The organism is Pseudomonas sp. GW823-FHT02C05, from assembly GCF_058797595.1.
Map to the genome: position 1 here is coordinate 19,497 of NZ_JBXAJU010000001.1, position 22,869 is coordinate 42,365.

General features: G+C 56.5%; 37 protein-coding genes and 1 tRNA gene. 17 read left to right on the forward strand and 21 right to left on the reverse strand.

Annotated elements, in window-relative coordinates:
- Window positions 1-23 precede the first annotated feature (23 nt).
- Complete coding sequence (locus AC1RGE_RS00120; protein WP_011060412.1) at window positions 24-1,052, forward strand: nucleoside hydrolase; 1,029 nt, start codon at window positions 24-26, stop codon at window positions 1,050-1,052.
- A 33-nt stretch (window positions 1,053-1,085) separates the two neighbouring features.
- Here AC1RGE_RS00120 and AC1RGE_RS00125 read toward each other — a convergent pair whose 3' ends face one another.
- Window positions 1,086-1,298 carry a hypothetical protein gene (locus AC1RGE_RS00125; RefSeq protein ID WP_011060413.1) on the reverse strand — a complete coding sequence of 71 codons (213 nt, stop codon included), beginning with the start codon at window positions 1,296-1,298 and terminating at the stop codon, window positions 1,086-1,088.
- 165 nt (window positions 1,299-1,463) lie between these two features.
- Between AC1RGE_RS00125 and AC1RGE_RS00130 the strand changes: the two genes are divergently transcribed.
- A complete protein-coding gene (locus AC1RGE_RS00130; RefSeq protein WP_011060414.1) occupies window positions 1,464-1,769 on the forward strand; it encodes a hypothetical protein in 306 nt (101 codons plus the stop codon).
- 161 nt (window positions 1,770-1,930) lie between these two features.
- Window positions 1,931-2,242, forward strand: coding sequence for an I78 family peptidase inhibitor (locus AC1RGE_RS00135; protein ID WP_015634923.1), 312 nt, complete (start codon window positions 1,931-1,933; stop codon window positions 2,240-2,242).
- A gap of 71 nt (window positions 2,243-2,313) precedes the next feature.
- Here the strand turns inward: AC1RGE_RS00135 and AC1RGE_RS00140 are convergent, their stop codons facing one another.
- Both AC1RGE_RS00140 and AC1RGE_RS00145 read right to left on the reverse strand, forming a co-directional pair.
- On the reverse strand, window positions 2,314-2,526 hold the full coding sequence (locus AC1RGE_RS00140) for a cold-shock protein (RefSeq protein ID WP_003179963.1): 213 nt from the start codon (window positions 2,524-2,526) through the stop codon (window positions 2,314-2,316).
- Between the two features lie 292 nt (window positions 2,527-2,818).
- The gene (locus AC1RGE_RS00145) at window positions 2,819-3,118 is read right to left on the reverse strand and encodes a hypothetical protein (protein ID WP_492582908.1); all 300 of its coding nucleotides are present in this window, start codon (window positions 3,116-3,118) and stop codon (window positions 2,819-2,821) included.
- A gap of 384 nt (window positions 3,119-3,502) precedes the next feature.
- Here AC1RGE_RS00145 and thrS point away from each other — a divergent pair, with 384 nt between their 5' ends.
- The 9 genes from thrS to AC1RGE_RS00190 all read left to right on the forward strand — a co-directional run bounded on the left by thrS (window position 3,503) and on the right by AC1RGE_RS00190 (window position 10,967).
- On the forward strand, window positions 3,503-5,425 hold the full coding sequence (gene thrS, locus AC1RGE_RS00150) for a threonine--tRNA ligase (RefSeq protein WP_011060417.1): 1,923 nt from the start codon (window positions 3,503-3,505) through the stop codon (window positions 5,423-5,425).
- Window positions 5,425-5,976, forward strand: coding sequence for a translation initiation factor IF-3 (gene infC, locus AC1RGE_RS00155; protein ID WP_169893379.1), 552 nt, complete (start codon window positions 5,425-5,427; stop codon window positions 5,974-5,976). The genes thrS and infC overlap by 1 nt, the downstream gene beginning before the upstream one ends.
- Before the next feature lie 60 nt (window positions 5,977-6,036).
- The gene (gene rpmI / locus AC1RGE_RS00160) at window positions 6,037-6,231 is read left to right on the forward strand and encodes a 50S ribosomal protein L35 (protein ID WP_002553160.1); all 195 of its coding nucleotides are present in this window, start codon (window positions 6,037-6,039) and stop codon (window positions 6,229-6,231) included.
- Window positions 6,232-6,261: 30 nt separating this feature from the next.
- The gene (rplT, locus tag AC1RGE_RS00165) at window positions 6,262-6,618 is read left to right on the forward strand and encodes a 50S ribosomal protein L20 (protein WP_011060418.1); all 357 of its coding nucleotides are present in this window, start codon (window positions 6,262-6,264) and stop codon (window positions 6,616-6,618) included.
- Window positions 6,619-6,728: 110 nt separating this feature from the next.
- On the forward strand, window positions 6,729-7,745 hold the full coding sequence (pheS, locus tag AC1RGE_RS00170; protein ID WP_011060419.1) for a phenylalanine--tRNA ligase subunit alpha: 1,017 nt from the start codon (window positions 6,729-6,731) through the stop codon (window positions 7,743-7,745).
- A gap of 35 nt (window positions 7,746-7,780) precedes the next feature.
- The gene (gene pheT, locus AC1RGE_RS00175) at window positions 7,781-10,159 is read left to right on the forward strand and encodes a phenylalanine--tRNA ligase subunit beta (protein ID WP_065363489.1); all 2,379 of its coding nucleotides are present in this window, start codon (window positions 7,781-7,783) and stop codon (window positions 10,157-10,159) included.
- A 3-nt stretch (window positions 10,160-10,162) separates the two neighbouring features.
- Complete coding sequence (gene ihfA / locus AC1RGE_RS00180; RefSeq protein WP_002553164.1) at window positions 10,163-10,465, forward strand: integration host factor subunit alpha; 303 nt, start codon at window positions 10,163-10,165, stop codon at window positions 10,463-10,465.
- On the forward strand, window positions 10,446-10,802 hold the full coding sequence (locus AC1RGE_RS00185) for a MerR family transcriptional regulator (protein WP_007920509.1): 357 nt from the start codon (window positions 10,446-10,448) through the stop codon (window positions 10,800-10,802). Before ihfA ends, AC1RGE_RS00185 begins: the two co-directional genes overlap by 20 nt.
- Window positions 10,803-10,890: 88 nt before the next feature.
- Window positions 10,891-10,967 (forward strand) — tRNA-Pro (locus AC1RGE_RS00190).
- Between the two features lie 87 nt (window positions 10,968-11,054).
- Here the strand turns inward: AC1RGE_RS00190 and AC1RGE_RS00195 are convergent.
- From AC1RGE_RS00195 to AC1RGE_RS00215, 5 genes are all read right to left on the reverse strand, one after another.
- The gene (locus AC1RGE_RS00195) at window positions 11,055-12,167 is read right to left on the reverse strand and encodes a tyrosine-type recombinase/integrase (protein ID WP_492584224.1); all 1,113 of its coding nucleotides are present in this window, start codon (window positions 12,165-12,167) and stop codon (window positions 11,055-11,057) included.
- On the reverse strand, window positions 12,167-12,379 hold the full coding sequence (locus tag AC1RGE_RS00200; protein ID WP_086793184.1) for a hypothetical protein: 213 nt from the start codon (window positions 12,377-12,379) through the stop codon (window positions 12,167-12,169). The genes AC1RGE_RS00195 and AC1RGE_RS00200 overlap by 1 nt, the downstream gene beginning before the upstream one ends.
- A gap of 36 nt (window positions 12,380-12,415) precedes the next feature.
- On the reverse strand, window positions 12,416-12,796 hold the full coding sequence (locus AC1RGE_RS00205; RefSeq protein ID WP_492582909.1) for a hypothetical protein: 381 nt from the start codon (window positions 12,794-12,796) through the stop codon (window positions 12,416-12,418).
- Window positions 12,797-12,963: 167 nt separating this feature from the next.
- Complete coding sequence (locus tag AC1RGE_RS00210) at window positions 12,964-13,146, reverse strand: hypothetical protein (RefSeq protein WP_246881513.1); 183 nt, start codon at window positions 13,144-13,146, stop codon at window positions 12,964-12,966.
- 52 nt (window positions 13,147-13,198) lie between these two features.
- On the reverse strand, window positions 13,199-13,630 hold the full coding sequence (locus AC1RGE_RS00215; protein ID WP_492582910.1) for a hypothetical protein: 432 nt from the start codon (window positions 13,628-13,630) through the stop codon (window positions 13,199-13,201).
- 113 nt (window positions 13,631-13,743) lie between these two features.
- On the opposite strand from AC1RGE_RS00215, the gene AC1RGE_RS00220 reads away from it, so the two are divergent.
- Window positions 13,744-14,484: an abortive infection system antitoxin AbiGi family protein gene (locus tag AC1RGE_RS00220; RefSeq protein WP_492582911.1), complete on the forward strand. Its 741-nt coding sequence runs from the start codon at window positions 13,744-13,746 to the stop codon at window positions 14,482-14,484.
- On the opposite strand, the gene AC1RGE_RS00225 is transcribed toward AC1RGE_RS00220, so the two are convergent.
- On the reverse strand, window positions 14,437-14,643 hold the full coding sequence (locus AC1RGE_RS00225; RefSeq protein WP_492582912.1) for a DUF4406 domain-containing protein: 207 nt from the start codon (window positions 14,641-14,643) through the stop codon (window positions 14,437-14,439). The two genes, AC1RGE_RS00220 and AC1RGE_RS00225, sit on opposite strands and share 48 nt — an antisense overlap.
- Window positions 14,619-14,798: a DUF4406 domain-containing protein gene (locus AC1RGE_RS00230; RefSeq protein ID WP_492582913.1), complete on the reverse strand. Its 180-nt coding sequence runs from the start codon at window positions 14,796-14,798 to the stop codon at window positions 14,619-14,621. Before AC1RGE_RS00230 ends, AC1RGE_RS00225 begins: the two co-directional genes overlap by 25 nt.
- Window positions 14,799-14,858: 60 nt before the next feature.
- On the opposite strand from AC1RGE_RS00230, the gene AC1RGE_RS00235 reads away from it, so the two are divergent.
- On the forward strand, window positions 14,859-15,239 hold the full coding sequence (locus AC1RGE_RS00235; protein ID WP_492582914.1) for a hypothetical protein: 381 nt from the start codon (window positions 14,859-14,861) through the stop codon (window positions 15,237-15,239).
- A 435-nt stretch (window positions 15,240-15,674) separates the two neighbouring features.
- On the opposite strand, the gene AC1RGE_RS00240 is transcribed toward AC1RGE_RS00235, so the two are convergent.
- Complete coding sequence (locus tag AC1RGE_RS00240; RefSeq protein ID WP_492582915.1) at window positions 15,675-16,598, reverse strand: DNA cytosine methyltransferase; 924 nt, start codon at window positions 16,596-16,598, stop codon at window positions 15,675-15,677.
- Between the two features lie 13 nt (window positions 16,599-16,611).
- Window positions 16,612-16,851: a hypothetical protein gene (locus AC1RGE_RS00245; protein WP_492582916.1), complete on the reverse strand. Its 240-nt coding sequence runs from the start codon at window positions 16,849-16,851 to the stop codon at window positions 16,612-16,614.
- Window positions 16,852-16,923: 72 nt separating this feature from the next.
- Here AC1RGE_RS00245 and AC1RGE_RS00250 point away from each other — a divergent pair, with 72 nt between their 5' ends.
- Complete coding sequence (locus AC1RGE_RS00250) at window positions 16,924-17,541, forward strand: hypothetical protein (RefSeq protein WP_492582917.1); 618 nt, start codon at window positions 16,924-16,926, stop codon at window positions 17,539-17,541.
- 21 nt (window positions 17,542-17,562) lie between these two features.
- Here AC1RGE_RS00250 and AC1RGE_RS00255 read toward each other — a convergent pair whose 3' ends face one another.
- The 7 genes from AC1RGE_RS00255 to AC1RGE_RS00285 form a co-directional block, all read right to left on the reverse strand.
- Complete coding sequence (locus AC1RGE_RS00255) at window positions 17,563-18,321, reverse strand: hypothetical protein (protein ID WP_492582918.1); 759 nt, start codon at window positions 18,319-18,321, stop codon at window positions 17,563-17,565.
- A 114-nt stretch (window positions 18,322-18,435) separates the two neighbouring features.
- Entirely contained in the window at window positions 18,436-18,639 is a 204-nt protein-coding gene (locus tag AC1RGE_RS00260) for a hypothetical protein (protein ID WP_492582919.1), read from the reverse strand.
- Window positions 18,636-18,995: a hypothetical protein gene (locus tag AC1RGE_RS00265; protein ID WP_492582920.1), complete on the reverse strand. Its 360-nt coding sequence runs from the start codon at window positions 18,993-18,995 to the stop codon at window positions 18,636-18,638. The genes AC1RGE_RS00260 and AC1RGE_RS00265 overlap by 4 nt, the downstream gene beginning before the upstream one ends.
- Window positions 18,992-19,306, reverse strand: a complete 315-nt coding sequence (locus tag AC1RGE_RS00270; protein WP_492582921.1) for a hypothetical protein — start codon at window positions 19,304-19,306, stop codon at window positions 18,992-18,994. Before AC1RGE_RS00270 ends, AC1RGE_RS00265 begins: the two co-directional genes overlap by 4 nt.
- Window positions 19,303-19,575 carry a hypothetical protein gene (locus AC1RGE_RS00275; protein WP_492582922.1) on the reverse strand — a complete coding sequence of 91 codons (273 nt, stop codon included), beginning with the start codon at window positions 19,573-19,575 and terminating at the stop codon, window positions 19,303-19,305. Before AC1RGE_RS00275 ends, AC1RGE_RS00270 begins: the two co-directional genes overlap by 4 nt.
- A 44-nt stretch (window positions 19,576-19,619) precedes the next feature.
- On the reverse strand, window positions 19,620-20,003 hold the full coding sequence (locus AC1RGE_RS00280; protein WP_492582923.1) for a response regulator transcription factor: 384 nt from the start codon (window positions 20,001-20,003) through the stop codon (window positions 19,620-19,622).
- Between the two features lie 3 nt (window positions 20,004-20,006).
- Complete coding sequence (locus AC1RGE_RS00285) at window positions 20,007-20,858, reverse strand: ParB/RepB/Spo0J family partition protein (RefSeq protein WP_492582924.1); 852 nt, start codon at window positions 20,856-20,858, stop codon at window positions 20,007-20,009.
- 87 nt (window positions 20,859-20,945) lie between these two features.
- Here AC1RGE_RS00285 and AC1RGE_RS00290 point away from each other — a divergent pair, with 87 nt between their 5' ends.
- The gene (locus AC1RGE_RS00290; protein ID WP_492582925.1) at window positions 20,946-21,248 is read left to right on the forward strand and encodes a hypothetical protein; all 303 of its coding nucleotides are present in this window, start codon (window positions 20,946-20,948) and stop codon (window positions 21,246-21,248) included.
- Here AC1RGE_RS00290 and AC1RGE_RS00295 read toward each other — a convergent pair.
- Complete coding sequence (locus AC1RGE_RS00295; RefSeq protein ID WP_401400746.1) at window positions 21,235-21,396, reverse strand: hypothetical protein; 162 nt, start codon at window positions 21,394-21,396, stop codon at window positions 21,235-21,237. The two genes, AC1RGE_RS00290 and AC1RGE_RS00295, sit on opposite strands and share 14 nt — an antisense overlap.
- A gap of 353 nt (window positions 21,397-21,749) precedes the next feature.
- Window positions 21,750-22,517, reverse strand: coding sequence for an XRE family transcriptional regulator (locus tag AC1RGE_RS00300; protein WP_401400743.1), 768 nt, complete (start codon window positions 22,515-22,517; stop codon window positions 21,750-21,752).
- Window positions 22,518-22,594: 77 nt separating this feature from the next.
- On the opposite strand from AC1RGE_RS00300, the gene AC1RGE_RS00305 reads away from it, so the two are divergent.
- Complete coding sequence (locus AC1RGE_RS00305; protein WP_492582926.1) at window positions 22,595-22,795, forward strand: transcriptional regulator; 201 nt, start codon at window positions 22,595-22,597, stop codon at window positions 22,793-22,795.
- The last annotated feature ends 74 nt before the right edge of the window (window positions 22,796-22,869 follow it).

Genomic DNA, 22,869 nt, shown 5'->3' on the forward strand with positions numbered 1-22,869 from the left:
CCATCTTGCACAAGGAGTGCGCCATGCGCCGCTATGCTCAGTTGTTTCACCACTGGTTCCGGAGTCTGCTGCTTTTGTCTCTGCTCACTGCTACCGGCGCTCAGGCGGCGGAAAAAATCGATCTGATCATCGACACCGATCCGGGGGCCGACGATGTGGTAGCCCTGCTGTTCGCCCTGGCTTCCCCCGAGGAGCTGCAGATCCGCGCCCTGACCACGGTGGCGGGCAACGTGCGGTTGGACAAGACCTCGCGCAATGCGCGTCTGGCCCGTGAGTGGGCGGGGCGCGAGGAGGTGCCGGTATACGCCGGAGCGCCCAAGCCGCTGCTGCGTACCCCCATCTATGCCGAGAATATCCATGGCAAGGAAGGCATTTCCGGGGTGACGGTGCACGAGCCCAAGGCGCCTCTGGCCAAGGGCAATGCGATCAACTACCTGATCGATACGCTGCGGGCGGCCAAGCCCCACAGCATCACCATCGCCATGCTCGGCCCGCAGACCAACCTGGCGCTGGCGCTGATCCAGGCACCGGACATCACCCAGGGCATCAAGGAAGTGGTGGTCATGGGCGGTGCGCACTTCAACGGTGGCAACATCACGCCGGTGGCCGAGTTCAACCTGTTCGCCGACCCCCAGGCGGCCGAAGTGGTGCTCAAGAGCGGCGTCAAACTGACCTATCTGCCGCTGGACGTGACCCACAAGGTGCTGACCAGCGATGCGCGGCTGCAGAAGATCGCGGCGTTGAACAACAACGCCAGCAAGGTGGTGGGGGACATCCTCAACGAGTACGTCAAGGGTGACATGGAGCACTACGGTATTCCCGGCGGCCCGGTGCATGACGCTACAGTGATTGCCTACCTGCTCAAGCCCGAGCTGTTCACCGGTCGTCAAGCCAATATGGTCATCGACAGCCGCGAGGGGCCGACCTTCGGTCAGACCATCGTCGATTGGTACGACGGCCTGAAGCAGGAAAAGAACGTGTTCTGGGTTGAGAACGGCGATGCCCAGGGCTTCTTCGACTTGCTCACCGAGCGCCTGGCGCGTCTCAAGTAAACCTTGCCCCCGCAGGTACCTGCCTGCGGGGTTCTATTCCCGTTCCGGGTCCTGTACGCCCAGGTGGTCGGCCGGGTATTTCTCGAAGACTTGTTCAATGAAGGCTCGGGCGGACTGGGTGCCCAGTTCCTTGACCAGCAGGTCTATGCCAATGATCGCCAGCTCCTCCGGGCTCCCCGGGCTGTAGGAGCATTGGCCCTGGGGCCATTTGGCTTTGATGTCGGCGTCGATACTCACGGTGGCCATGAAAGTCTCACGAATTCGGATAAGGCGGGTGCCAGGGCAGGGCTCTGGGCGGGTATTTGCTGCGTTGCAGAGTTAACCATGTTGCCGGGCGTTTGGCACTCCGACTTAGGCATCAGGCGAGTGCTGTGCGACACTGCGGCTTTTCCTGTGCTCAAGGAAGCCTCCGTGCAAATCGATTTGAACCAGCCTGATGCCCTGACCCTGGAGGCGGTGCGTCAGCTGCTGGCGTCTGCCAGCGACAACGTGCATACCCAGTTGCGCGTGAGCAAAACCGGAATTGCCTATATCTCTTCGGGGGTGGTGGGCGGTGCCGAGATAGAAGGTTTGCTGTTTCGCCTGGAAACCTGGGCGGCCGGCTCCGGGTATGTCGGCAAGGTGGCTGCCGCCGACGAGGTCTGGGTGATGCAGATCTTCAATGCGCTCAAACAGAACTGGCCCAAGCCGGCGTTCGACTACATCGACATCTATTGAGCGTCGTTCATATCCGGTGACGATTGTCCCGTGAAAGAGTGGCACCGGCTGAGGCAGACTTGCCCGCTGTTCGCCTGATACGGCAAATGGCCATTTTTTTTGAAACCAAAAGCCAATTCGGCTGTCGCACGATCTCTGCTTAATTTTGAAAAGGAGGCTTCATGCCTTGGAAGCTCGCTTCATTCGGAACCTTGTTGGCCGCTGTCGTCCTTGGTGGGTGCAGCACTGGCGGGGCGACAAAGGAGCCTGTGGCCGCTGAGTCCGGGCACACTCGTTGTGAAGCATCGGCCGCCGAATTCGCTGTCGGCAAGAAGGCTTCTCCCGAGTTGCTCGAGCAGGCCCGTACACGCGCAGGAGCGCAGTACGCACGGTTCCTCAAGCCCAACGACATGATCACCCTGGAGTACCGCTCGGATCGCCTGAACCTGAACACTGATGCCGGCCTGGTGGTGACCCGGGTCAACTGTGGTTGAGGGCTGAGGCCTTTGGATCACGCATAAAAAACCCCGTCACATGGACGGGGTTTTTTTAGCTCGCTGAGAAATTACTCAGGGCGAACTTGTGCAGCTTGCATACCCTTTTGGCCTTTCTCAGCCACGAAGGAAACGGTCTGGCCTTCTTTCAGGCTTTTGAAACCGTCGCTTTCAATAGCTTTGAAGTGTACGAACAGGTCGTCACCGCCACCTTGAGGAGTGATGAAGCCGAAGCCTTTTTCATCGTTGAACCATTTTACGGTGCCGGTTTGGCGATTAGACATGGTGTATCTCCAAGAAACATATATTTTCAGTAGTGCTGTGCTGCTCAGGCCAACTGGGCACACCGAGCTATCATAGTCGAAATGTTCGGCTTGGGAGCCCCCCAGAGGCGCTCTTTGCCCGATGTACCTGTGTATTTTGCCATCTGAGTTGGCTGCAGGCCCCGGTTTAAGGGGCTTTGGCGTAAAACAGAGGGTAATAAAAAAACCCGTAAAAGCTGCGTAAATTGTGAAAAAGACCGCGTTTCAGGCTCTGTGGCGAGCACTGGCGCAGCCTGTTCCGGGCATCAGCAGCTTATTTGACCACCCGGCAAGCAGCGATGGCGTCCAGTGCTCGGGTTCGCAGATCTGCGCTGGGTTGCTTGGTTTTGCTCATCAGCTCCTTGATCTCCTCGGTGGTGAATTTTTCATTTAGCTTGTCGGCGCCGCAGGCACAGTGCTTTTCGGCGCTCTTGGCGTCGATGTTCTGGCTGGCCGCCGCGGTGCAGTCCTTCATGTAGTCGGCGCGTGCTCCGGCAGGCCATGCCGCCTGTGCACTCAAAGGCTGTAGCAGGGTGAGCGGTGCGGCAAGGGCGAGTAGTTTGATAAGGCGCATGAGTCGGGTTCTCCTGAAGTCGGTAGCAAGGACGACGATTCTCCGGTTATTTGAGGCTCGACGTACATCTCAAGTTCACTTTCAACAATAAAAGACTGTAAACCAGGCTCGCGATAATTTGCTGCACGGCGATTGCGATGTATCTGTGCTAGCATGCCCGGCTTCGGTGTTTTCAAGCTTTGGGCCTTTTCTAGCCCTTGCCGTCTATGCCTCATTAATCTTGATGTGAACCCCAGTCACTCTGGTTCGGTTTTTCGGTTGGCCGCAAGGCTCTTGCCACTGTGAGGCAGGCGTTCGTAGCAGAACGGCCGGACTGAATCGCGTACTGGCTCATCCCAACCCACGTGACCTTTGGTAGGGGTCACCACTAGGAGAGGAGGCGCCATGCCCACTATTACTCTTCCCGACGGCAGTCAACGTTCATTCGATCACGCAGTATCCGTAGCCGAGGTCGCCGCTTCCATTGGCGCGGGCCTGGCCAAGGCCACATTGGCTGGCAAGGTCAACGGCAAGCTGGTCGACGCCTGCGACGTGATCGACGGCGATGCAACCCTGCAAATCATCACGCCAAAGGACGAAGAGGGGCTGGAGATCATTCGCCACTCTTGCGCTCACTTGGTGGGGCATGCGGTCAAGCAGTTGTATCCGACCGCGAAAATGGTCATCGGTCCGGTCATCGATGAAGGCTTCTATTACGACATCGCCTATGAGCGTCCTTTCACGCCTGAGGATATGGCCGCCATCGAGCAGCGCATGCAGCAGCTGATCGAGAAGGACTACGACGTGATCAAGAAGGTCACGCCGCGCGCCGAAGTGATCGAGGTGTTCAAGGCCCGTGGCGAGGACTACAAGCTGCGTTTGGTCGAAGACATGCCGAACGAGCAAGCGATGGGCCTGTACTACCACGAAGAATATGTCGACATGTGCCGCGGTCCGCACGTGCCGAACACGCGTTTCCTGAAGTCCTTCAAGCTGACCAAGTTGTCCGGTGCCTACTGGCGCGGTGATGCCAAGAACGAGCAGTTGCAGCGGATCTACGGTACTGCCTGGGCGGACAAGAAGCAGCTCGCTGCCTACATCCAGCGTATCGAAGAGGCCGAGAAGCGCGATCATCGCAAGATCGGCAAGCGCCTGGGCCTGTTCCATACCCAGGAAGAAGCGCCGGGCATGGTGTTCTGGCACCCTAATGGCTGGACCCTGTACCAGGTGCTCGAGCAGTACATGCGCAAGGTGCAGCGTGACAACGGTTACCTGGAGATCAAGACTCCGCAGGTGGTTGACCGCAGTCTCTGGGAAAAATCCGGGCACTGGGCCAACTACGCCGAGAATATGTTCACCACCGAGTCGGAAAGCCGCGACTACGCAATCAAGCCGATGAACTGCCCTTGCCACGTGCAGGTGTTCAATCAGGGCCTGAAGAGCTACCGCGAGCTGCCGATGCGCCTGGCCGAGTTCGGTGCCTGCCACCGTAATGAACCCTCGGGCGCTCTGCACGGCATCATGCGTGTGCGTGGCTTCACTCAGGATGATGCTCACATCTTCTGTACTGAAGACCAGATGCAGGCCGAGTCTGCGGCGTTCATCAAGCTGACCATGGATGTCTATGCCGACTTCGGTTTCAAGGACATTGAGATGAAGCTGTCCACTCGCCCTGAAAAGCGCGTGGGCTCCGATGATCTGTGGGATCGTGCGGAAAGCGCACTGGCAGCGGCTCTGGATAGCGCCGGCCTGCCATACGACCTGCAGCCGGGCGAGGGCGCATTCTACGGTCCGAAGATCGAGTTCTCGCTGAAGGACTGCCTGGGTCGTGTCTGGCAGTGCGGTACCTTGCAGTTGGACTTCAACCTGCCGATCCGTCTGGGTGCCGAGTACGTTTCCGAAGATAACAGCCGTAAGCATCCGGTGATGTTGCACCGGGCGATCCTCGGTTCCTTCGAGCGTTTTGTCGGGATTCTGATCGAGCATTACGAGGGCGCATTCCCTGCGTGGCTGGCTCCGACTCAGGCCGTGGTGATGAATATCACTGATAAACAGGCAGATTTTGCCCTCGAAGTGGAAAAAACACTCAATCAAAGCGGATTTCGTGCCAAGTCCGACTTGAGAAATGAAAAGATCGGCTTTAAAATCCGCGAGCATACTTTGCTCAAGGTTCCCTATCTCTTGGTTATTGGAGATCGGGAGGTCGAGATGCAGACTGTCGCTGTGCGTACCCGTGAAGGTGAAGACCTGGGCTCGATGCCTGTCGCCCAATTCTCGGCGTTCCTCGCACAAGCGGTTTCCCGGCGTGGTCGCCAAGATTCGGAGTAATTATTATTAAGCGTGATATGAGACAAGATAAACGAGCTGCACCGAAAGCCCCGATCAACGAGAATATCTCGGCACGCGAGGTTCGGTTAATTGGCGCTGACGGCGAGCAGATTGGCATCGTCTCGATTGATGAAGCGCTTCGTATAGCTGAAGAAGCCAAGCTGGATCTGGTGGAAATTTCCGCCGACGCAGTCCCACCTGTTTGCCGGGTGATGGATTACGGCAAGTCGATCTTCGAAAAGAAGAAGCAGATTGCTGCTGCGAAGAAGAACCAGAAGCAGATTCAGGTTAAAGAAATCAAGTTTCGTCCAGGGACGGAGGAAGGGGATTACCAGGTAAAACTGCGCAACCTGGTACGTTTCCTGAGTGACGGGGACAGGGCCAAGGTTTCCTTGCGATTCCGCGGCCGTGAGATGGCCCACCAGGAGCTGGGGATGGAACTCCTCAAGCGGGTTGAAGCTGACCTGCAAGAGTACGGTTCGGTCGAACAGCATCCTAAGATGGAAGGACGCCAGCTGATCATGGTCATCGCCCCGAAAAAGAAGAAGTAATCAACAGGGCACGGCAGGCCTTCTGATTATGTTTATCAACTGAATGCGGAGTATCCGAACATGCCAAAGATGAAAACCAAAAGTGGTGCTGCTAAGCGGTTTCTGAAAACTGCTAACGGTATCAAGCACAAGCACGCTTTCAAGAGCCACATCCTGACCAAAATGTCGACCAAGCGTAAGCGTCAACTGCGCGGTAGCAGCTTGCTGCATCCGTCTGACGTGGCAAAAGTCGAGCGCATGCTGCGCCTTCGTTAATTTTTGGATCAAGAATAGAGGAAGTAACTCATGGCTCGTGTAAAGCGTGGCGTCATTGCCCGTAAACGTCACAAAAAAATTCTGAAACTTGCTAAAGGCTACTACGGCGCTCGCTCGCGCGTATTCCGTGTTGCCAAGCAAGCGGTAATCAAGGCAGGCCAATACGCCTACCGTGACCGTCGTCAGAAAAAACGTCAGTTCCGCGCTCTGTGGATTGCTCGTATCAACGCTGGTGCTCGTAATAACGGCCTGTCGTACAGCCGTCTGATCGCTGGCCTGAAAAAGGCGTCCATCGAGATCGACCGTAAGGTTCTGGCTGATCTGGCAGTGAACGAAAAAGCGGCGTTTGCTGCGATTGTCGAGAAAGCTAAAGCCACCTTGGCTTAAGTACCCCCGACAGTCATCCGGGCTCACCTTTCGTGAGCCTAGATGTTAAACGTCATAAATAGGGGAAGAGCCTTCAAGCTCTTCCCCTATTTTGTATCTGGAGTCTGTACATGGAAAACCTGGATGCGCTGGTTTCTCAAGCACTTGAGGCCGTGCAACACGCTGAAGACATCAATGCCCTGGAACAGATCCGGGTTCACTTCCTTGGCAAGAAGGGCGAGCTGACTCAGGTGATGAAGACCCTGGGCAACCTGCCTGCCGAAGAGCGTCCGCAAGTCGGTGCGCTGATCAACGTTGCCAAGGAGCGTGTAACAGAGGTTCTCAATGCTCGCAAAGCGGCTTTCGAGGAGGCGGAACTCAGCGCCAAGCTCGCCGCCGAGTGCATTGACGTCACTCTGCCGGGCCGTGGCCAGACCTCGGGCGGTCTGCACCCGATTACGCGGACCCTGGAGCGTATCGAACAGTTCTTCACTCATATTGGCTACGGCATCGCCGAAGGCCCTGAGGTTGAAGACGACTATCACAACTTTGAAGCGCTCAACATCCCAGGCCACCACCCGGCCCGGTCGATGCACGACACCTTCTATTTCAACGCGAACATGTTGTTGCGCACCCATACCTCACCGGTACAGGTCCGCACCATGGAGTCGCAGCAGCCGCCGATTCGCATTGTCTGCCCAGGCCGTGTGTACCGTAGCGACTCCGATATCACTCACTCGCCGATGTTTCACCAGGTCGAAGGCCTGCTGGTCGATCGTGACATCAATTTCGCCGACCTGAAGGGCACGATCGAAGAGTTCCTGCGGGTGTTCTTCGAGAAGGAACTGGCGGTGCGTTTCCGTCCTTCGTACTTCCCGTTCACCGAGCCTTCCGCCGAAGTCGATATGGAATGCGTGATGTGCAGCGGTAAAGGCTGCCGGGTCTGCAAGCAGACTGGCTGGCTGGAAGTCATGGGATGCGGCATGGTTCATCCGAACGTGCTGCGTATGTCCGGGATCGATCCGGAAGAGTTCCAGGGCTTTGCTTTCGGCATGGGCGCCGAGCGTCTGGCCATGCTGCGTTACGGTGTCAATGACTTGCGCCTGTTCTTCGACAACGACTTGCGGTTCCTTGCGCAATTTCGCTAGTCGCGCGTCCGTAACGAATCTATTAGGAGAGCAGGATGAAATTCAGTGAACAATGGCTGCGCGGCTGGGTTAGCCCGCAGGTAAGTCGTGACGAGCTGGTAGCCCGTCTATCGATGGCCGGTCTTGAGGTCGACAGCGTAACGCCGGCCGCCGGTGATTTCAGTGGCGTGGTAGTGGGCGAGGTGTTGAGCACCGAGCAGCACCCGGATGCCGACAAGCTGCGCGTTTGCCAGGTCAGCAATGGCTCGGAGACCTTCCAGGTTGTATGCGGCGCGCCGAACGTGCGCCCGGGCCTGAAGGTCCCGTTCGCCATGATCGGTGCCCAGTTGCCGGGAGACTTCAAGATCAAGAAGGCCAAGCTGCGTGGTGTGGAATCCAATGGCATGCTGTGCTCCCAGGCTGAGTTGCAAATCGGTGAGGGCAATGACGGCCTCATGGAGTTGCCGGTCGATGCGCCGGTGGGTGAGGACGTTCGCACCTACCTGAGCCTGGACGATGCCAGCATCGAGGTCGACCTGACCCCTAACCGCGGCGACTGCCTGTCCCTGGCCGGCATGGCCCGTGAAGTGGGTGCCTTGTACGCGGCCAAGGTGCAGCGTCCGGAAGTGCCGGCGATTCCTGCGGCGCATGACGAAGTGCGTCCAGTGGAAGTGCTGGCTCCGGCTGCCTGCCCACGTTACTTGGGGCGTGTCGTCCGCAATGTCGACCTGTCCAAGCCTACTCCGCTGTGGATGGTCGAGCGCCTGCGTCGCGCCGATGTGCGCAGTATCGATGCTGCAGTGGACATCACCAACTACGTGATGCTCGAACTGGGCCAGCCGCTGCATGCCTTCGATCTCGCCGAGATCAATGGCGGCATCCGTGTACGAATGGCTGAAGAGGGCGAGAAGCTGGTATTGCTCGACGGTCAGGAAGTGACCCTGCGCAGCGATACCCTGGTGATTGCCGACCATACCCGAGCCCTGGCGATTGCCGGCGTGATGGGGGGGGAGCACAGTGGTGTCACCGCCAATACCCGTGACGTATTTCTGGAAAGTGCCTTCTTTGACCAGATCGCGGTTGCTGGCAAGGCACGCTCCTATGGCCTGCATACCGATGCTTCCCATCGCTATGAGCGTGGTGTGGACTGGCAGCTTGCTCGCGAAGCCATGGAGCGGGCTACTGGCTTGCTGCTGGAAATCACGGGTGGAGACGCGGGGCCGATCATTGAAACGCTCAGCGAGCAGCATCTGCCATCCGTTGCGCCTGTCACCTTGCGCGCTGAACGCATCACTCAGATGCTGGGCATGGAAATCGACGGCCTCGAGGTAGAGCGTTTGCTCACCGCCCTGGGCCTGACTGTAACTGCCGATGGGGCAGGGCAGTGGCGTATTGAGGTGCCGAGCCATCGCTTCGATATCAGTCTTGAGGTTGACCTGATCGAAGAGCTGGCACGTCTTTATGGTTACAACCGTCTTCCGGTTCGCTATCCGCAGGCTCGTCTGGCGCCTCAGGCCAAGGCCGAGGCCGAGGGTGACCTGCCTGCTCTGCGTCGTTTGCTGGTTGCTCGTGGCTATCAGGAAGCGATCACCTACAGCTTCATCGATCCGAAGCTGTTTGAACTGTTCAACCCAGGCGTCGAACCGCTGTTGCTGGCCAATCCGATTTCGGCCGACATGGCAGCCATGCGTTCCTCTCTGTGGCCGGGCCTGGTCAAGGCGCTTCAGCACAACCTGAACCGTCAGCAGGATCGTGTCCGCATGTTTGAAAGCGGCCTGCGTTTTGTTGGTCAGCTGGAAGGTTTGAAGCAGCAGCCGATGCTGGCAGGTGTTGTATGTGGCAGCCGCCTGCCTGAAGGCTGGGCGCAAGGTCGCGATGGCGTGGACTTCTTCGACGTCAAGGCGGATGTCGAAGCGGTACTGGGTTTTGCCGGTGCTCTTGATGCATTCACCTTTGTGCCGGGCAAGCATCCAGCGCTTCATCCTGGTCAGACGGCTCGCATCGAGCGTGATGGTCGTGAAGTCGGTTTCCTGGGGGCCATTCACCCAGAGCTGGCGAAGAATCTCGGCCTGGACCGCCCTGTCTATGTGTTTGAACTGGTCCTGAGTGAAGTGGCTCAAGGGCGTTTGCCGAAGTTCCATGAGCTGTCGCGCTTCCCGGAAGTACGTCGCGACCTGGCATTGCTGGCGGATCGTGACGTGGCGGCCAGCGCCGTTCTGGACGTAATCCGTGAAAATGCAGGTGAGTGGCTGACAGACCTCAGGCTGTTTGACGTCTATCAGGGTAAAGGTATTGATCCGCATAGAAAAAGCCTTGCCGTCGGCTTGACCTGGCAGCATCCATCGCGCACTCTTAACGACGATGAGGTGAACTCTACGACGCAAAATATCCTCACCTCGCTCGAACAAAGGTTGAACGCCACGTTAAGGAAGTGACGTATGGGGGCTCTGACGAAAGCTGAAATGGCCGAACGTCTCTACGAAGAGCTAGGCCTGAATAAACGCGAGGCCAAGGAATTGGTCGAGCTATTCTTTGAAGAAATCAGGCACGCTCTCGAAGACAACGAACAGGTCAAATTGTCCGGTTTCGGTAACTTCGACCTTCGGGATAAACGCCAGCGTCCTGGCCGCAACCCGAAAACGGGTGAAGAAATCCCGATCACGGCGCGCCGTGTGGTCACCTTTCGTCCAGGGCAGAAGTTGAAGGCCCGAGTTGAGGCTTATGCTGGAACCAAGTCATAACGACGAGCTCCCGGTCATTCCGGGCAAGCGCTACTTCACCATTGGTGAGGTCAGTGAGCTCTGTGCGGTCAAGCCGCATGTGCTGCGTTATTGGGAGCAGGAGTTTCCTCAACTCAACCCCGTCAAGCGCCGCGGAAATCGCCGGTATTATCAGCGCCAGGATGTGCTGATGATCCGGCAGATCCGCGCGTTGCTTTATGACCAGGGGTTCACCATCGGCGGGGCGCGTCTGCGTCTATCCGGTGATGAGGCCAAAGACGATACGACCCAGTACAAGCAACTGATCCGTCAGATGATCTCTGAGCTGGAAGATGTGCTTGTGGTGCTAAAAAAGTAATTCTCTGTTTTAAATACTTCCACTTTTCAAAAGCTTGCGGTATATTCCTCAACGTTTCCTGAGAAGTGAAACAGGTTTCACGCCTAGTCGGGGCGTAGCGCAGTCCGGTAGCGCACTAGCATGGGGTGCTAGGGGTCGAGTGTTCGAATCACTCCGTCCCGACCATATTCCTGAGTAAAATCAGACACTTAAGCCGATCTTCTGATCGGCTTTTTTGTGTCTGCGCAAAACCCGCGCAAAACTGGCGCAAAACTACCCCGTGATTTCGCTGATATTCAGGTCGGGAGTTGCCTCTGACCAGACGATTTCAGCATGATCCTTCTGGTAGTTTTTGGTCATGGTTTCGCTGGCGTGGCCGGCGATCTTTTGACCATCTTTACCGGCTTTCTGATACAGGTGGAGCGATAGCGCTCGCACTTCGTGGAAGCCTGGCATTTCCTCCTCCCTCCATCCTTTGTAACAACCCGCCGTTTCCCGCGCCTCTTTGAAGGCCCGCGTCAAATATCGTTCTTCGACCTGCGTCCAGTGGTCCTTCGTCTGCGCCTGCTTCTGCTTTTTGCGGTCAGGCCGGCGATGGATCAGGTAAGGCGAGACGATGTCATCCCGGCACCGACTGATCACTGTCTGTAGTTCTTCGGTCACCTTGAACCGGATCCATGCCGCATCACTGGCCTTGGCCGTCTTCTGCTGCACCACATACAGAAAACCTTCCCGAACCCCATCGAATCGCATGTTGAGGATGTCTGTGCGGCGCTGCGCCGTGATCAAGGCTAGGTCGATTGCGTTCTGCAGCCAGGCGGGCGACTTCTCCCGGATGGCTTTTAGGCCCTCGACGGTGTGTCGCTTGCGTTGCTTTTTCTCGATTCGGTTGATGGTGCTGGCTGCTGGGTTGTCCGGACACAGTCCCTTGGCAGCTGCGTGATTGAAGACGTCGATCAGCAGTGCGCGGCACTGGTTTGCAGTCCGAGGCGTGAGTGCGTCTAACATCTCCGCGATCATACGGATGGTGATCTGGTCGAGGGCCTGGCCTTCGAAGTGCTTTCGAAAGCGGCGAAAGTGGACGGCGTAAAGGCCCAAGGTGCCCTTGGCTAGCTCGCGCGGCGGCAGGACATCGCGCTCATAGATATCGAGGAAGTCGGCGAAAGATTCGGAGGCGTTGCCCATTACCGCCCCCACCAGATCGGCGCCGCGCAAGAACTCCAGGTTCAACTGCTTCGCGGCATCGATCGCCTTGATTCGGTCGGTGCCGAATTGAAACCACTTACCGTCGGTGGGCCGCCGGTAGCGATAGCTTGAACGCCGGGAATCGAAGTACAGGTTCTGCGGCAGGTTCTTGTTCGCTTTGTTGCGCGGCCTTGGGACCATCATGCTGCTCCTTTCAGAACCATTGCGACAAGGTCGTTTCCTGCCGACTTGCTGAACGCTGTCCAATCAACGTACCAGAGTTTCCCGATCTGCTCGCCTGGCACTTTTCCGTTACGGATGTAGTTGCGGATTGCCTGAGGGCACGGTGGCGTGCCGTTTTCGCCCCAACGTCGCCGCTGGAACTCACTGATCTTGATCAGCTCTTTTTTCATGGGGTTCTCCACGCCGCGCGTGGCGGCAGAGGGTGGTTAAGGCTTGGCGGGAAACCATTCAGTGTCGTATTCGAATTGGCTTACCAGTTCGACCGATAGGTGCGGTATCTCTCGCTCGAATCGCAGCGTGCCGTAGTGGTGATCGATAAAATCCTTCGCCTCTTCGATGAAGCGCTTCTTGAAGATGCGCATCAGGTGATCGGCTGCCTTCTCGAAGTCTTCCTCGCGGTAGTTCCCCTCCGCGAGGTCGCCTCGACAGACACGCCAAACGCAGCGCTTCGGCTGGGTTTCGGCCGCCTTGATCTTCTCGGCCATCTGGTCGCGGGCGTAGCGCATTTGGTCCAGCGTGAGGGTGGCGACCCAGGCATCGGTTCCGACGCTCTGCGTGTGGCCGTATTCGCATTTGATTTCGGGCATAGGGCTTCCTCGCCCGCCATCTCCGGCAGGCTCCGATTGTTGAGTGGGGTGTTTCAGATGGTGCTGATTGGCCTTGGCGTTGCGCCGTGGCACTGTCTCTGGGTTCGCCCGGTCTATGTCCTTGCCTTCATGGAAGAAAGCGGCTGATCCCGGGCCGGGCGGACTCTTCAGTTCTTGTAGCCACTGCTGATGCGGTCGGCGATCCCTTCCAGGCTCTCAGCCATTCCCCACATGTCGTTGTTGTCGCGGCGGGATACGACCTTGCAGCGGGCAACGTTGCGACCGATCAAGATCCATGCAGCCAGCCTGATCAACCAGGCCTCGGCCTTTCTGCGAAAGAACCTATTCATGGTCTTGGCCCCGTGTAGATGTTCCATGCGAGGTAGAGCAGGGCGGGGAGGATCATGGCATCACCTCCCGGTGCGCCCACTGCACATGGGGACCATCCTCAGTATCGAAGATACCCATGAGGAACCACTCCGGCCCTGGCGACTGGGGATTCCATCCATTGCAGTGGGCGGCGCCGTCGTAGTAGGGATGCTCAGCCAGGTCCGAATCCATGTCCCAGGTCTTCAGTTCCAGCCCCTGTTCAGCTGCCCATGCCTTGTATTGGGCGGGGTCTTCAGTTCCGCCAAAGCTCGGAATATTTGGGTGATACCACCAGCCATCCTTGTCGCGCTGGACCTCCACGGGGCCGAAGCGATTGGGGCTGTGCGTCGCGCAGGGCATCACGTAAAGCACGTCGGAATATTCGCCACCGCCGGAGCTGAAATTCATTTTGCAGCCGCACTTCGCTGGCGCGCCGTTGATGAACACAATTTTTTCTTCAGGCATGACTTCGTCCTTGTCCGCTATAGCGGCTGATTTGAAGGGGGAGGGGGCACTGGCTTAGTTTCCACGGTACGACATACACTGTGACTATATGTCTGCCATGAGAGAGGGAATGTATGAGTCCGAAATCGAACGCGCTTTTCCACTTTACAAAAAGCGTCGAAACGCTAAAGCACATTTTGAGGGGCGGCTTTTGGCCGCGTTACTGCCTAGAGGATGTTGCTTGGTTGGGATATGAGAAATTCACTTACGTTGCTTATCCTATGGTTTGTTTTTGTGATATCCCGCTTTCCCGAATATCAGATCACGTAAATTTTTATGGGGATTTCGGTATAGGTTTGACCCGTCAATGGGCAGAGAGGAATGGTCTCAATCCTGTATTTTACGTGTCCGGTGGTAACAGCATCACGAGTGCATTCAGGTCGTTTAACGAGCTAGCATCAATCAAAGATAATGCTGAGCTCTCAGACAAGTTAAAAGATGTAATGCGAGAGTTCTTGGCTTTTACTAAACCTACAACAGGGAAAATGATTGTAGAGGATGCACCTGTTGAAAAGCTTTTTTATCAAGAATCGGAATGGAGGTTTGTAGCAAAGGGGCCGCAGATCCGCTCGCATACCTTGCGTGAGACTTTTGACAAACTAGAAAAAAGAGATGAGCTGAATAACGTTACGCGTGAGCATTGCATGATCAGGGTAGCACCCGCAGACATACGCTACATATTTGTGCGGCAGGATGCTGATATTCCAGATGTCATTAACTTCATTCAAACCGATCTGGATCATTACCCAAGTGCTGACCTGAAGTTGCTAATGAGTCGGGTAGTGTCGCTTGAAAGTATTAAGCTTGATATGTGATTTAGTATCTTCCTTGATTATCAGACCATGGGTATTTACAACCGTCATGCCGAGGCGAACGGCGATCAGGAGTTCTAGGCGGGCACCTTTTGAATGCTCCCAGCCGGGCAGGGTGCCCACGGTGTCGCAGTTCATCAGGGCGGCAATGTCGCGGCGCATGCAGTCGTTCCAGGTGCCGCGTCAGGATTGATCTCGGCAGGGTTGGTGACGGTGTGGCCGCCGGTCCGCAGGTTGGTGGTCATGGAGTGGAAGGCGGCGAAGTTGAGGCCGGGCAGGCCGGCCATGGGGCCGCTCAGATAGATTCGTTGTTTCATCCCACTACCTTTTGTTAGGGAAATGTATAAAATTCAAGTCTTCTTGAATTTGGAGGACGTATGAAAGATAAGGATTTAGCCAGAACTTACATTAGTAACTTCAGGAGGCACTTTTCACATTACCTATTACCCGGGATTTCACTGAGGTCCACTGTTGTGTTGGTGAAAGAGGGCGGCGGGATCGTTAAGCTAGCCTTCACAAATAAGGGCAGTGAGGATGAAATACTTCCGACAGTGGCGAAAATGTCTGAAGCTCTTCGCGTTTTTGGTATTAAGCAGTTCGGGGATGCGCAAGGTGTAGTTTTCTCCGGGACTAATATGGTTCTCGATGGAAACTCCATGTTTTTTATCAAGGGTGAGGAAAAATCGGTTTGGTCTGATAGCGGTGCAAAGGAAGATGTTAAAAGAATTCTTGAAACGGCAAGGAAGCATCAGTCATGAAGGTTCGGGGCTTAGAAGGGTCTCCGCAAGAAATTCATGATCTCATTACCAACAATGGAATGAACCTTTCGGACTTCATTTCCGCACCTATGAAGATAAGGTGGTTGGTCTTTCCAATAGTGGCTTCAGTTTTGGTTTTGATTGTTATAGTCATCGGGCAGGTTACATATCCAGCTTTTAGTGCGAAATGTTTGTCGGTGTCTTTGGTTTTGCAGTTGGTTTGCGTCGTTTGGTTGGTGGCTACCGTTCAATTGAAGTTTGAGAGTGTTACAACGACAGTAGTTCTTTCGATTAGTTGTCTGTTGCTGCTGGCTATTGTTGCGGGGCTTATGTCGATTCCAGACGCCTTAAAGTACATGCAAACTCTAAAGGGGTCTTAATAATCTCTTTGTTTTTTGGGTAGTTTACTTTGTCTTTGAGTAGGTTTGATTGTAATTAGGCCGCGGCCATCAGCGCCTCGATGATTCGTTGCCCAGCCAGCGGTGGTACCGCGTTGCCTGCCATGTGCATGGTTAGCCGGTGTTTGTCTGGGCGCAGGGTGTCAGCCGGAAACGACATTGCAGCCAGCGCCTCGTCGGCGCTGAGCATCCGCATGCGATCACCGTCGACTAAGGCCCATCGATCTAACGTCGTGATTGTGCCAATCGGCCGGTTGATGTCGCGGCCGGTGGTACCAGATCCCTTTCCATAGTAGGGCATGATAAAGCGATCGCCGAAGCGCTGGCGGCCATTGCGAACCCGGTCGAGAGTGGCCTGGGCCCGGCCTGGTTTCTCGATCTGCGACCAGCGTCCTGCGTCGAAGTCGAGGAAGGTGCTGGCTGGAACATGCTCGTATTGCTGAAGCTGCAGCTGGATCGGCGCTTTGCTCTTGGTACAGATCAGGAACAGCCGGACACGGTGCTGCGGTACACCAAGGTCGGCGCAGTCAACGATGTGGGGCGCAACTTGGTAGCCAAGTCGCTGCATGGCATCGACCCAGCTCGGATACAGCAGCCAGTTCACGAACTCCGGTACGTTCTCGACTACCCAGGCATCCTGCTGCAGAACCTCTGCGGCAGATGGCACAGCCCATGCTGTCGATCTGGACGCATCATGCTCAGGGTTGCCGTTTTTCTTGCCGCGGGCTTTCGCGTGGCCTTGGCAGCATGGTGAGGCTATGCCGATGTCAGTTCGTGGCACTGCCGCCCAATTGGCCTGATGCAGATCCTGGCAGACGTGCTCAGTGTCAGCGTGGTTTGCTGCGTGCCACTTCACCGCTTCGGGCCAGTGGTTTGCTGCCCAGAGGACCTGGACGCCTGCGGCGCGCGCGCCAGTGCTCCATCCGCCCATACCGGCAAACAGGTCGATTGCTGTTGTCATGGTGATTTCCGAATTATGCGACTTTCGCGGTAGATGGATGCCAGCCGACCATAGGGGCCTTGGTCTTGGGGTTGATCACGGGCTTCCCCTCGGCATCTGTAAGCGCGGCCTTTGCCCTGATCCGCAAATCTCGGCAGGGGCCGGCTTTCCTTGCCAGCTCTATGAACTGCTGCGCGTACTGAGGCGCATCGAACAGCTGGCTCAGCTGTTTTACCTTCTCGCCGTCGAAGATTGCCGTGGCCTGCTTTTCCACGGCCTCATTCCATTCTGCAAGCGTCAGCCCCAGGGGGGGGCGCCAGCCTTTCCGCTTGCTCTGGTGGTCTTGGTGATCTTCCTGGCCTCGGCCAGCGCTACGTCGGCTGTCATCCCGAAGACTGCGAAAGTGCTCATGGTGATCTCCGGGCATGCGCCGCCCTCGTCGGGGTGGCGTGATTCATTGGATGCAGGTAGGGTCGCCCATCGCGCGTGGATTGGTTTCTTTGAGGTCGAGATGAACAAACAGCTGGGTCTTGCAAAGCGGTGCGGTTTTGCACTTTTGGCGGTAACCGTGGCTGGGCTGCCTATTGGGTTATTCGCTGGTGGGATAGGCGTCGATACTTATATAGCTGTGACGACTGTGTGGCTGCTTGTGGCTGCGATGTTGGTCTTGGGGGAAAGCGTCACGGAGGTCACAGTGTGGAAAGCAACCATAAAGCGAGATGTTCAGGCCGCCAAAGATGCTCGCGACGAGATTGAGGCTGTCCGCGATGAGTTGAGATTAGCCATGAAGCCTCTGATAGAAAGTTCTGAAATTGCCTTCAGCGTTACTCGACTTACTGAATGTTCCGATGAATTACTTGATCGGCGTCAAGCTGCGGTCGAACGCTTGCAGGAGTTTGCTGAGCCAAACCCTGCCAAATTACTGGCCTGGAGAAACGACTTGCAAAGGATTCTTAATCGCTAGCTGGAAAGTAGCGCCGGAGGGTTAGGCGGCTTTCGTTTCAGACTGCTGGGCAATTATCGCCTTGGCGGCGTGGTTGATCAGATACAGTTGGTTGATCAGGCTGTCGCGCGGTTTGTCGATGCTGATTTCCCAGTAGTCGCAGCCCAGGCCAAGCTCTTCGTGGTGCTCGCTCATGAGCAGGCTGGCCTGTTCGATGTATTCGACGTGTTCGGCCTCGTAAAGACGATCATTTAGCTCATCCCAGAAGTCATACCCATCCTCACCAAACTCAAGCGATTTCAGCTTCGCTTTGACCAGCTCCCGTAGCTCGCTCCAGTGGCCGGCTTCGTGACGGCCGCCATCGTTGCATACCCACTCGGGCAGCTCGCCACGCTCATCCTCGTCGACGTGTTCACATATCCTGTTGCACGCGCCAGTCATCAGGGCGGAGCGGAAGGCGTGCTCGTCGAATTCGCGCTCCTGGCAGTTCCGCTCCAGCTTCGAGTGGATGTAATAGCCGATGTCGTTACCAGCTAGGAACTCGATGCCGTAGGACAGGCCAACGCTGAAGGTCAGGCCGTCGATATCGCCGACAGTGGCGATACCGAAGCGCGTCATGAGGATGTCGAAGGCGTAGCAGTTGGTTCCAGGGGCTTTGCAGCGCCAGGCCTTCAACTGGTCGGTATCGGTCAGGACTGTGTACTGGTGATCCTTCAGGCACTCCGCGGCACGCTCACGGCGCTTGGCTTCTTCAGCTTTGCGCCTGGCGATCCATTCCTGATGGCGTTGTTCGTCGTTCATGGCTTTCTCCATGCATGCGCCGCCCTCCGTGGCCGGGCGGCATGGTGGCAATTTGGTTTTAGATGGGCTATTAGAAGTTACCGGCATGGGGCCGGATCAGGGAGGGTAAAAATGTCAGCTACAACAGAAATCAAGGTGCGGTGCGAGCACTGTAGAAACTGGTTTGATTCGGCTATTTGGATCGGTGACCGAGCAGGCTTTGAAAGCGCGATGCTCTTCGGAAATCTGCAGCAGTGCAGACACTGCGGGAAGATGACCGGATGCAACAAGGAGAACTTCAAAGCTCGCTTTGAAGATGGTGGATTCCTCGGTGATCACACCGCCTGATCCGGGAAAACCTGCTCATCGCCGGGCTCGCGCTTAAGTTCGGCCATAATGGATTCATTGAACTGTCGCGCTAGTTTCGGGGAGATGTAAAAAGCTGGCGCGGCAGGTCGTTCAAGCCGCCGCGCCCGCTCCTCTGTATCCTGGGCGATCCAAGACAGAGCCATGTCCTGCCACAGTTCCTGAACCTGCTTGTAGCCGTGGCGCTTGAGCTCAGCTGTGAGTGCTTTCCTGATGCCCGCCGGCATCGTAATGGTGACGTCCTCGATCCCCAATTTCTCGGCCTTCGCCTTCTCGCGGGCTCGGTAGTCCGCTGAGTGTTTCGCGGCTCCAGTCTTCTCCGCCTTCACGGCCTTCCCCTGATAACGATGTTGTTCTCTGTAGCGATCATCAAGACGCGCTGCACGCGCATGGACATTGCCGCGCCTATCTGGGCTGGATCAAGCCCATTCTCAGCGTGCTTGCGCACCTCGGGAGCCAGCCGTGCACGCTCGGCCTTCAGGCGCTCATGATGGGCTGTTGCGCCGAACCCGACCTTTTCCCCGCTGACGCCCTGGGCGACCTGTTGCGCGCTGCCGCCGCGGCTGAAGAACTGGTCGAGGTGGCGATTCAACTCGTTGACGATCGCGTCTCGCGGATTTGGTTGTGGTTGGCCGATCATTTGCCCCAGCCCTCAATGTTGACCTTTGCGCCGTCGGCGCGTGCTTCCAGCACCTGGGCCAGATTGATTGCTGCCCTCCAGCTGAAACGGAAACCCTTTACGCGACCGGTCTCGATCTCGATTACGTGATAGGCATCAACGCCCTTGTTCACGACCTGGTAACGCACTGCCCGTTCTGGGGCCGGCTTATTGATCATCCCGTAAAAAGTGGCGGTGGCTACGCTTGCGCGGATGCGCAGGGCGTTCATGCCGTCGATACGAGCTTGCATGGCTGGGTGCATTGTCAGTTCCTCTGTTGGGAATCAGATAGGTGTCAGGCGTGGTACTCGATGGATTCAGCTTTGCGCACGATGCGAACGGATGCGGTTCGACGCTCCGGGGCTCGGCGGTCACGGCGCATTGGGTCGTCGTCGCCAATGATTGCGTGCATGGCGATCAGGCCGGCAAGGGCGATGCACAGCGGACTGATGATCTGGCGGCGCATTGCCTCGGCGACAAGGGCCGCCCTGCTCGGTACGTCGAGCTTGAACATGGCGGCAGCAATGCGCTTCTCAACGCCGCCTTCGCTGATGCCGAAGCGGCGAGCGATCTGTTTCGAAGTCATGCCCTGCGCGACGTCAAGAACGCATTCCAGCTCACGGGGAGCCAGGCCCCGGCCAAGATGTCCTTTCCATGTGCCTATGGTGATCGTGTCCATGATCTATCTCAGTTGAGCGCCTTCCATGGCCTTGCGCAGCTCAAGGACAAGCGCGGTTGGAATAGTGAGCGAGAGGCTGTCTTCGTCGATGGCATCAAGCGATGCAATCAACTTGCGTGAGGCTTCATGCACAGCCTCAAGGCGAGGTTTCGGGATTGAAGGGCCTTTCATGGTCCCGGCGGTGACACGCTTCTTGCCGCTGGCCTTCGCTTTCTCAAGCTCAGCGCCCAACACCTGACCGGCACTGTCGCCGTGATCTCGAACGATCTGGGCCGCTGTTGTTGCTGATACATGGCCTGCTGCAACCAGGTTCTGTACATCAGTGTTCGCATTGCCCACCGTGAGAACCTGCTCGACGTGCTGCCGAGTCTTGCCGACCTTCTTTGCGATCTGCTCGACTGGCCAGCCGAACGCCCGAAGGCGCTTGTAGCCCTCAGCCAGTTCGAGAGGGGAGAGCTTTTCGTTTTCTTGGCTTGAGATGATCCGGGCGACACGATCAGCATCGCTACCCTCGAACATCCGGACATCGACCCAATACTCAAGAGCCTTCGGATCGTCCTTGCTGGGCAGTCGAGGAAGGCGACCGCCCTGGTCAAGCTTGAGCAGGGCCCGGCGCCGGCGATGTCCATCAACAACCCACACACCACCATCAGCGCGGGGCCTGATCTCAAGCGGCGGGATGACACCACCATCGGCGATGAACTCAGCCAGGGCTGAAATGCTGGCCTCCAGCACATCACCTTCGGTGCGAAGGTTGAACCCGGGCTCTTCGTGAATATCTTCAAGCCGAACCTTGATTGCATCGGCCCTGCGAACCTCGCCAGCCGTGATCATCTGCCTGATTGATTTAGTCATGTAATTCATATCCGTGCGGTTGCACAGGTAAGGCTGCTGCCTGCGACCTGCCCAAGCCAATTATCGGTAGAAGGGATCTCAGATATCGTGGCCAGCGGCCATCTCACCACTACGCAGGTGACGCGTTTCCCGGATATGCTCAAAGCTCCACCAATCAGCAAGGGAAAACATATGCGGATTTCAGCAGTTTGCTCGGCTTGCGGGTGCAAGACTCTCGTAATCCCGGATGATGACGAGGCTGACCAGATGGTCAGATGCAGTGAGTGCAATGCGGACGTTGGCGATAAAGCAGCGGTTAAGGCAAAGCTGCATGAAGCCGCGAAAAAGGAGGCGGATAAGATTTTTCAGGACATGAAAAAGCGACTAGATAAGGCCTTCAAACGTCGTTGATATCAGCTTTGGCGTCTTTGGCATTCTGTTCGAGGCGCCTTTTAACTCGCTGGTAGACCTCTTCAGCGAGTACTTCTATCCACCTCTCATAATTCTCATCTCCAGCCTTGGGAAGTTGAACCTCGATACTCAGGGTTGGCTCAGGCATGTGCATTCTCCTTGTTGAATTTCCCGTCTGGCCCTGTTCCCAAGGCCAATCGGTGAAATCTCCCCGGGCTCGCTGCTGGCGACCGCCCGGGGTTTCGATCTCGTTGTTCCTCCGACCACGACCCCTGTCCGCCGGATAACTGCTTGTGGTGCTTTACGCTGCACACCCGGGTCAGTTGCCAACCCTCTGAACCGTTGAGGCCGGTTCATCGCTGCCTTGTTGGGCTCAGTAAACGTCATGTTTATAAACACGTCAATCATATTTGTTTATTTTTGTTTATTTCGTGGTGAGCCTGTCGAATCGCGGGCACAAAAAAGCCCGCACTTGGCGGGCTCATGGGCGACTGGCAGGCTTTACCAGAGGACAGATGACCAGAAGACCTTCCCTTTGATATGAATGTTCTGCTCAGCCATATCTTGGGCGGTGTACTCCTCATCCGGATGCTCATCACGGTTAAAGCTGCGCATGCGAATTCCGCCACCCGGCAGGCGATAGAGGGTCTTAACTCGCAGCTGTCCATCGTGATCAATGGCGTACATCTTGCCGTCCGTGATCGTGGTGCATCCCTGATCTACGCCAACAGTGCTTTTGTCTGGAAGAACTGGCTCCATGCTATTGCCGCTAACAGTCACGCAGACTGCATCCTCAGGCTGCACTCCTTGGCGTCGAAGGGTGAGTCTGCCGAAGCGCAGCTTCTGCTTGTGAGACTGCTCGACGACGGTTCGACCGCTTCCTGCAGACAGCTCTACTTCCTTGAGGAATGGCACGTACACCTCGTCTTCATCCAGCGGCGTGTCGTCATCCCAAGCATCAATAGGCCCGATCAGGGCTGCGTTCTCCTGAATGCCGAGGATGTTTTGGTCTCTTCTTATTGCGCTGAATAGCTGCGGACTTGTGTAAAGCAGATCCATCTCTCCCTGCCCATCCATTAGCCACTCAGGTCTAACCGAGAGGGTAACGCAGACCTGGTGCACGTTTTTCCCTGGCACGCCTCTGGAAAGCCAGTTGTTCAGGGCCTGCGGGGAAATGGCGAGGGCATCAGCCATCACTTTCGGAGTGATGCCTCGTTTTGTCATGAGCAGGCGAAGCCTGTCACCTGAATTCTCTGTAGTCATAAACATGAAGTTTACGCAGGTTGCCTTGTTTATTAAATAAACGTATTGTTGAGTTGTGTTTATTCGCCTAGGGCGGAATGTTTATGAAAGTCACTCCTCTCGAACGAGCCATCCGAGCGGCCGGAACAGGCAGAGCCCTGGCAAATCTGCTGGGTGTTACGCCTATGGCTGTTTCCTATTGGAAGTCGAGAGGGGTGCCAGCGCACCAGGCCATTCCAATAGAAAAAGCAACTGGCGTTTCGCGTTGCGACCTTAGGCCAGACCTTTACCCAGCAGAGGTTTAGCTCGGCTAGTGGAGGGAATTATGCGCTGCCCGACACCAAGCTGGCAGTGAGTTCGCCCAGCTGTTCAAGCATCC

Bases quoted from the DNA above. Each gene is read 5' to 3' on its own strand.
- AC1RGE_RS00135 (WP_015634923.1), top strand. From the start codon at position 1,931: ATGCCTTGGAAGCTCGCTTCATTCGGAACCTTGTTGGCCGCTGTCGTC.
- AC1RGE_RS00300 (WP_401400743.1), bottom strand. From the start codon at position 22,517: ATGTTTATGACTACAGAGAATTCAGGTGACAGGCTTCGCCTGCTCATG.
- AC1RGE_RS00225 (WP_492582912.1), bottom strand. From the start codon at position 14,643: ATGCGCCGCGACATTGCCGCCCTGATGAACTGCGACACCGTGGGCACC.
- pheT (WP_065363489.1), top strand. From the start codon at position 7,781: ATGAAATTCAGTGAACAATGGCTGCGCGGCTGGGTTAGCCCGCAGGTA.
- AC1RGE_RS00270 (WP_492582921.1), bottom strand. From the start codon at position 19,306: ATGATCGGCCAACCACAACCAAATCCGCGAGACGCGATCGTCAACGAG.
- AC1RGE_RS00145 (WP_492582908.1), bottom strand. From the start codon at position 3,118: ATGCGCCTTATCAAACTACTCGCCCTTGCCGCACCGCTCACCCTGCTA.
- AC1RGE_RS00185 (WP_007920509.1), top strand. From the start codon at position 10,446: ATGCTGGAACCAAGTCATAACGACGAGCTCCCGGTCATTCCGGGCAAG.
- AC1RGE_RS00215 (WP_492582910.1), bottom strand. From the start codon at position 13,630: ATGCCTGAAGAAAAAATTGTGTTCATCAACGGCGCGCCAGCGAAGTGC.
- AC1RGE_RS00285 (WP_492582924.1), bottom strand. From the start codon at position 20,858: ATGACTAAATCAATCAGGCAGATGATCACGGCTGGCGAGGTTCGCAGG.
- AC1RGE_RS00205 (WP_492582909.1), bottom strand. From the start codon at position 12,796: ATGCCCGAAATCAAATGCGAATACGGCCACACGCAGAGCGTCGGAACC.
- rpmI (WP_002553160.1), top strand. From the start codon at position 6,037: ATGCCAAAGATGAAAACCAAAAGTGGTGCTGCTAAGCGGTTTCTGAAA.
- AC1RGE_RS00200 (WP_086793184.1), bottom strand. From the start codon at position 12,379: ATGAAAAAAGAGCTGATCAAGATCAGTGAGTTCCAGCGGCGACGTTGG.
- AC1RGE_RS00195 (WP_492584224.1), bottom strand. From the start codon at position 12,167: ATGGTCCCAAGGCCGCGCAACAAAGCGAACAAGAACCTGCCGCAGAAC.
- AC1RGE_RS00240 (WP_492582915.1), bottom strand. From the start codon at position 16,598: ATGACAACAGCAATCGACCTGTTTGCCGGTATGGGCGGATGGAGCACT.
- AC1RGE_RS00280 (WP_492582923.1), bottom strand. From the start codon at position 20,003: ATGGACACGATCACCATAGGCACATGGAAAGGACATCTTGGCCGGGGC.
- AC1RGE_RS00140 (WP_003179963.1), bottom strand. From the start codon at position 2,526: ATGTCTAATCGCCAAACCGGCACCGTAAAATGGTTCAACGATGAAAAA.
- rplT (WP_011060418.1), top strand. From the start codon at position 6,262: ATGGCTCGTGTAAAGCGTGGCGTCATTGCCCGTAAACGTCACAAAAAA.
- AC1RGE_RS00305 (WP_492582926.1), top strand. From the start codon at position 22,595: ATGAAAGTCACTCCTCTCGAACGAGCCATCCGAGCGGCCGGAACAGGC.
- AC1RGE_RS00220 (WP_492582911.1), top strand. From the start codon at position 13,744: ATGAGTCCGAAATCGAACGCGCTTTTCCACTTTACAAAAAGCGTCGAA.
- ihfA (WP_002553164.1), top strand. From the start codon at position 10,163: ATGGGGGCTCTGACGAAAGCTGAAATGGCCGAACGTCTCTACGAAGAG.
- thrS (WP_011060417.1), top strand. From the start codon at position 3,503: ATGCCCACTATTACTCTTCCCGACGGCAGTCAACGTTCATTCGATCAC.
- pheS (WP_011060419.1), top strand. From the start codon at position 6,729: ATGGAAAACCTGGATGCGCTGGTTTCTCAAGCACTTGAGGCCGTGCAA.
- AC1RGE_RS00120 (WP_011060412.1), top strand. From the start codon at position 24: ATGCGCCGCTATGCTCAGTTGTTTCACCACTGGTTCCGGAGTCTGCTG.
- AC1RGE_RS00235 (WP_492582914.1), top strand. From the start codon at position 14,859: ATGAAAGATAAGGATTTAGCCAGAACTTACATTAGTAACTTCAGGAGG.
- AC1RGE_RS00255 (WP_492582918.1), bottom strand. From the start codon at position 18,321: ATGAACGACGAACAACGCCATCAGGAATGGATCGCCAGGCGCAAAGCT.
- AC1RGE_RS00125 (WP_011060413.1), bottom strand. From the start codon at position 1,298: ATGGCCACCGTGAGTATCGACGCCGACATCAAAGCCAAATGGCCCCAG.
- AC1RGE_RS00230 (WP_492582913.1), bottom strand. From the start codon at position 14,798: ATGAAACAACGAATCTATCTGAGCGGCCCCATGGCCGGCCTGCCCGGC.
- AC1RGE_RS00295 (WP_401400746.1), bottom strand. From the start codon at position 21,396: ATGCCTGAGCCAACCCTGAGTATCGAGGTTCAACTTCCCAAGGCTGGA.
- AC1RGE_RS00210 (WP_246881513.1), bottom strand. From the start codon at position 13,146: ATGAATAGGTTCTTTCGCAGAAAGGCCGAGGCCTGGTTGATCAGGCTG.
- AC1RGE_RS00275 (WP_492582922.1), bottom strand. From the start codon at position 19,575: ATGCAAGCTCGTATCGACGGCATGAACGCCCTGCGCATCCGCGCAAGC.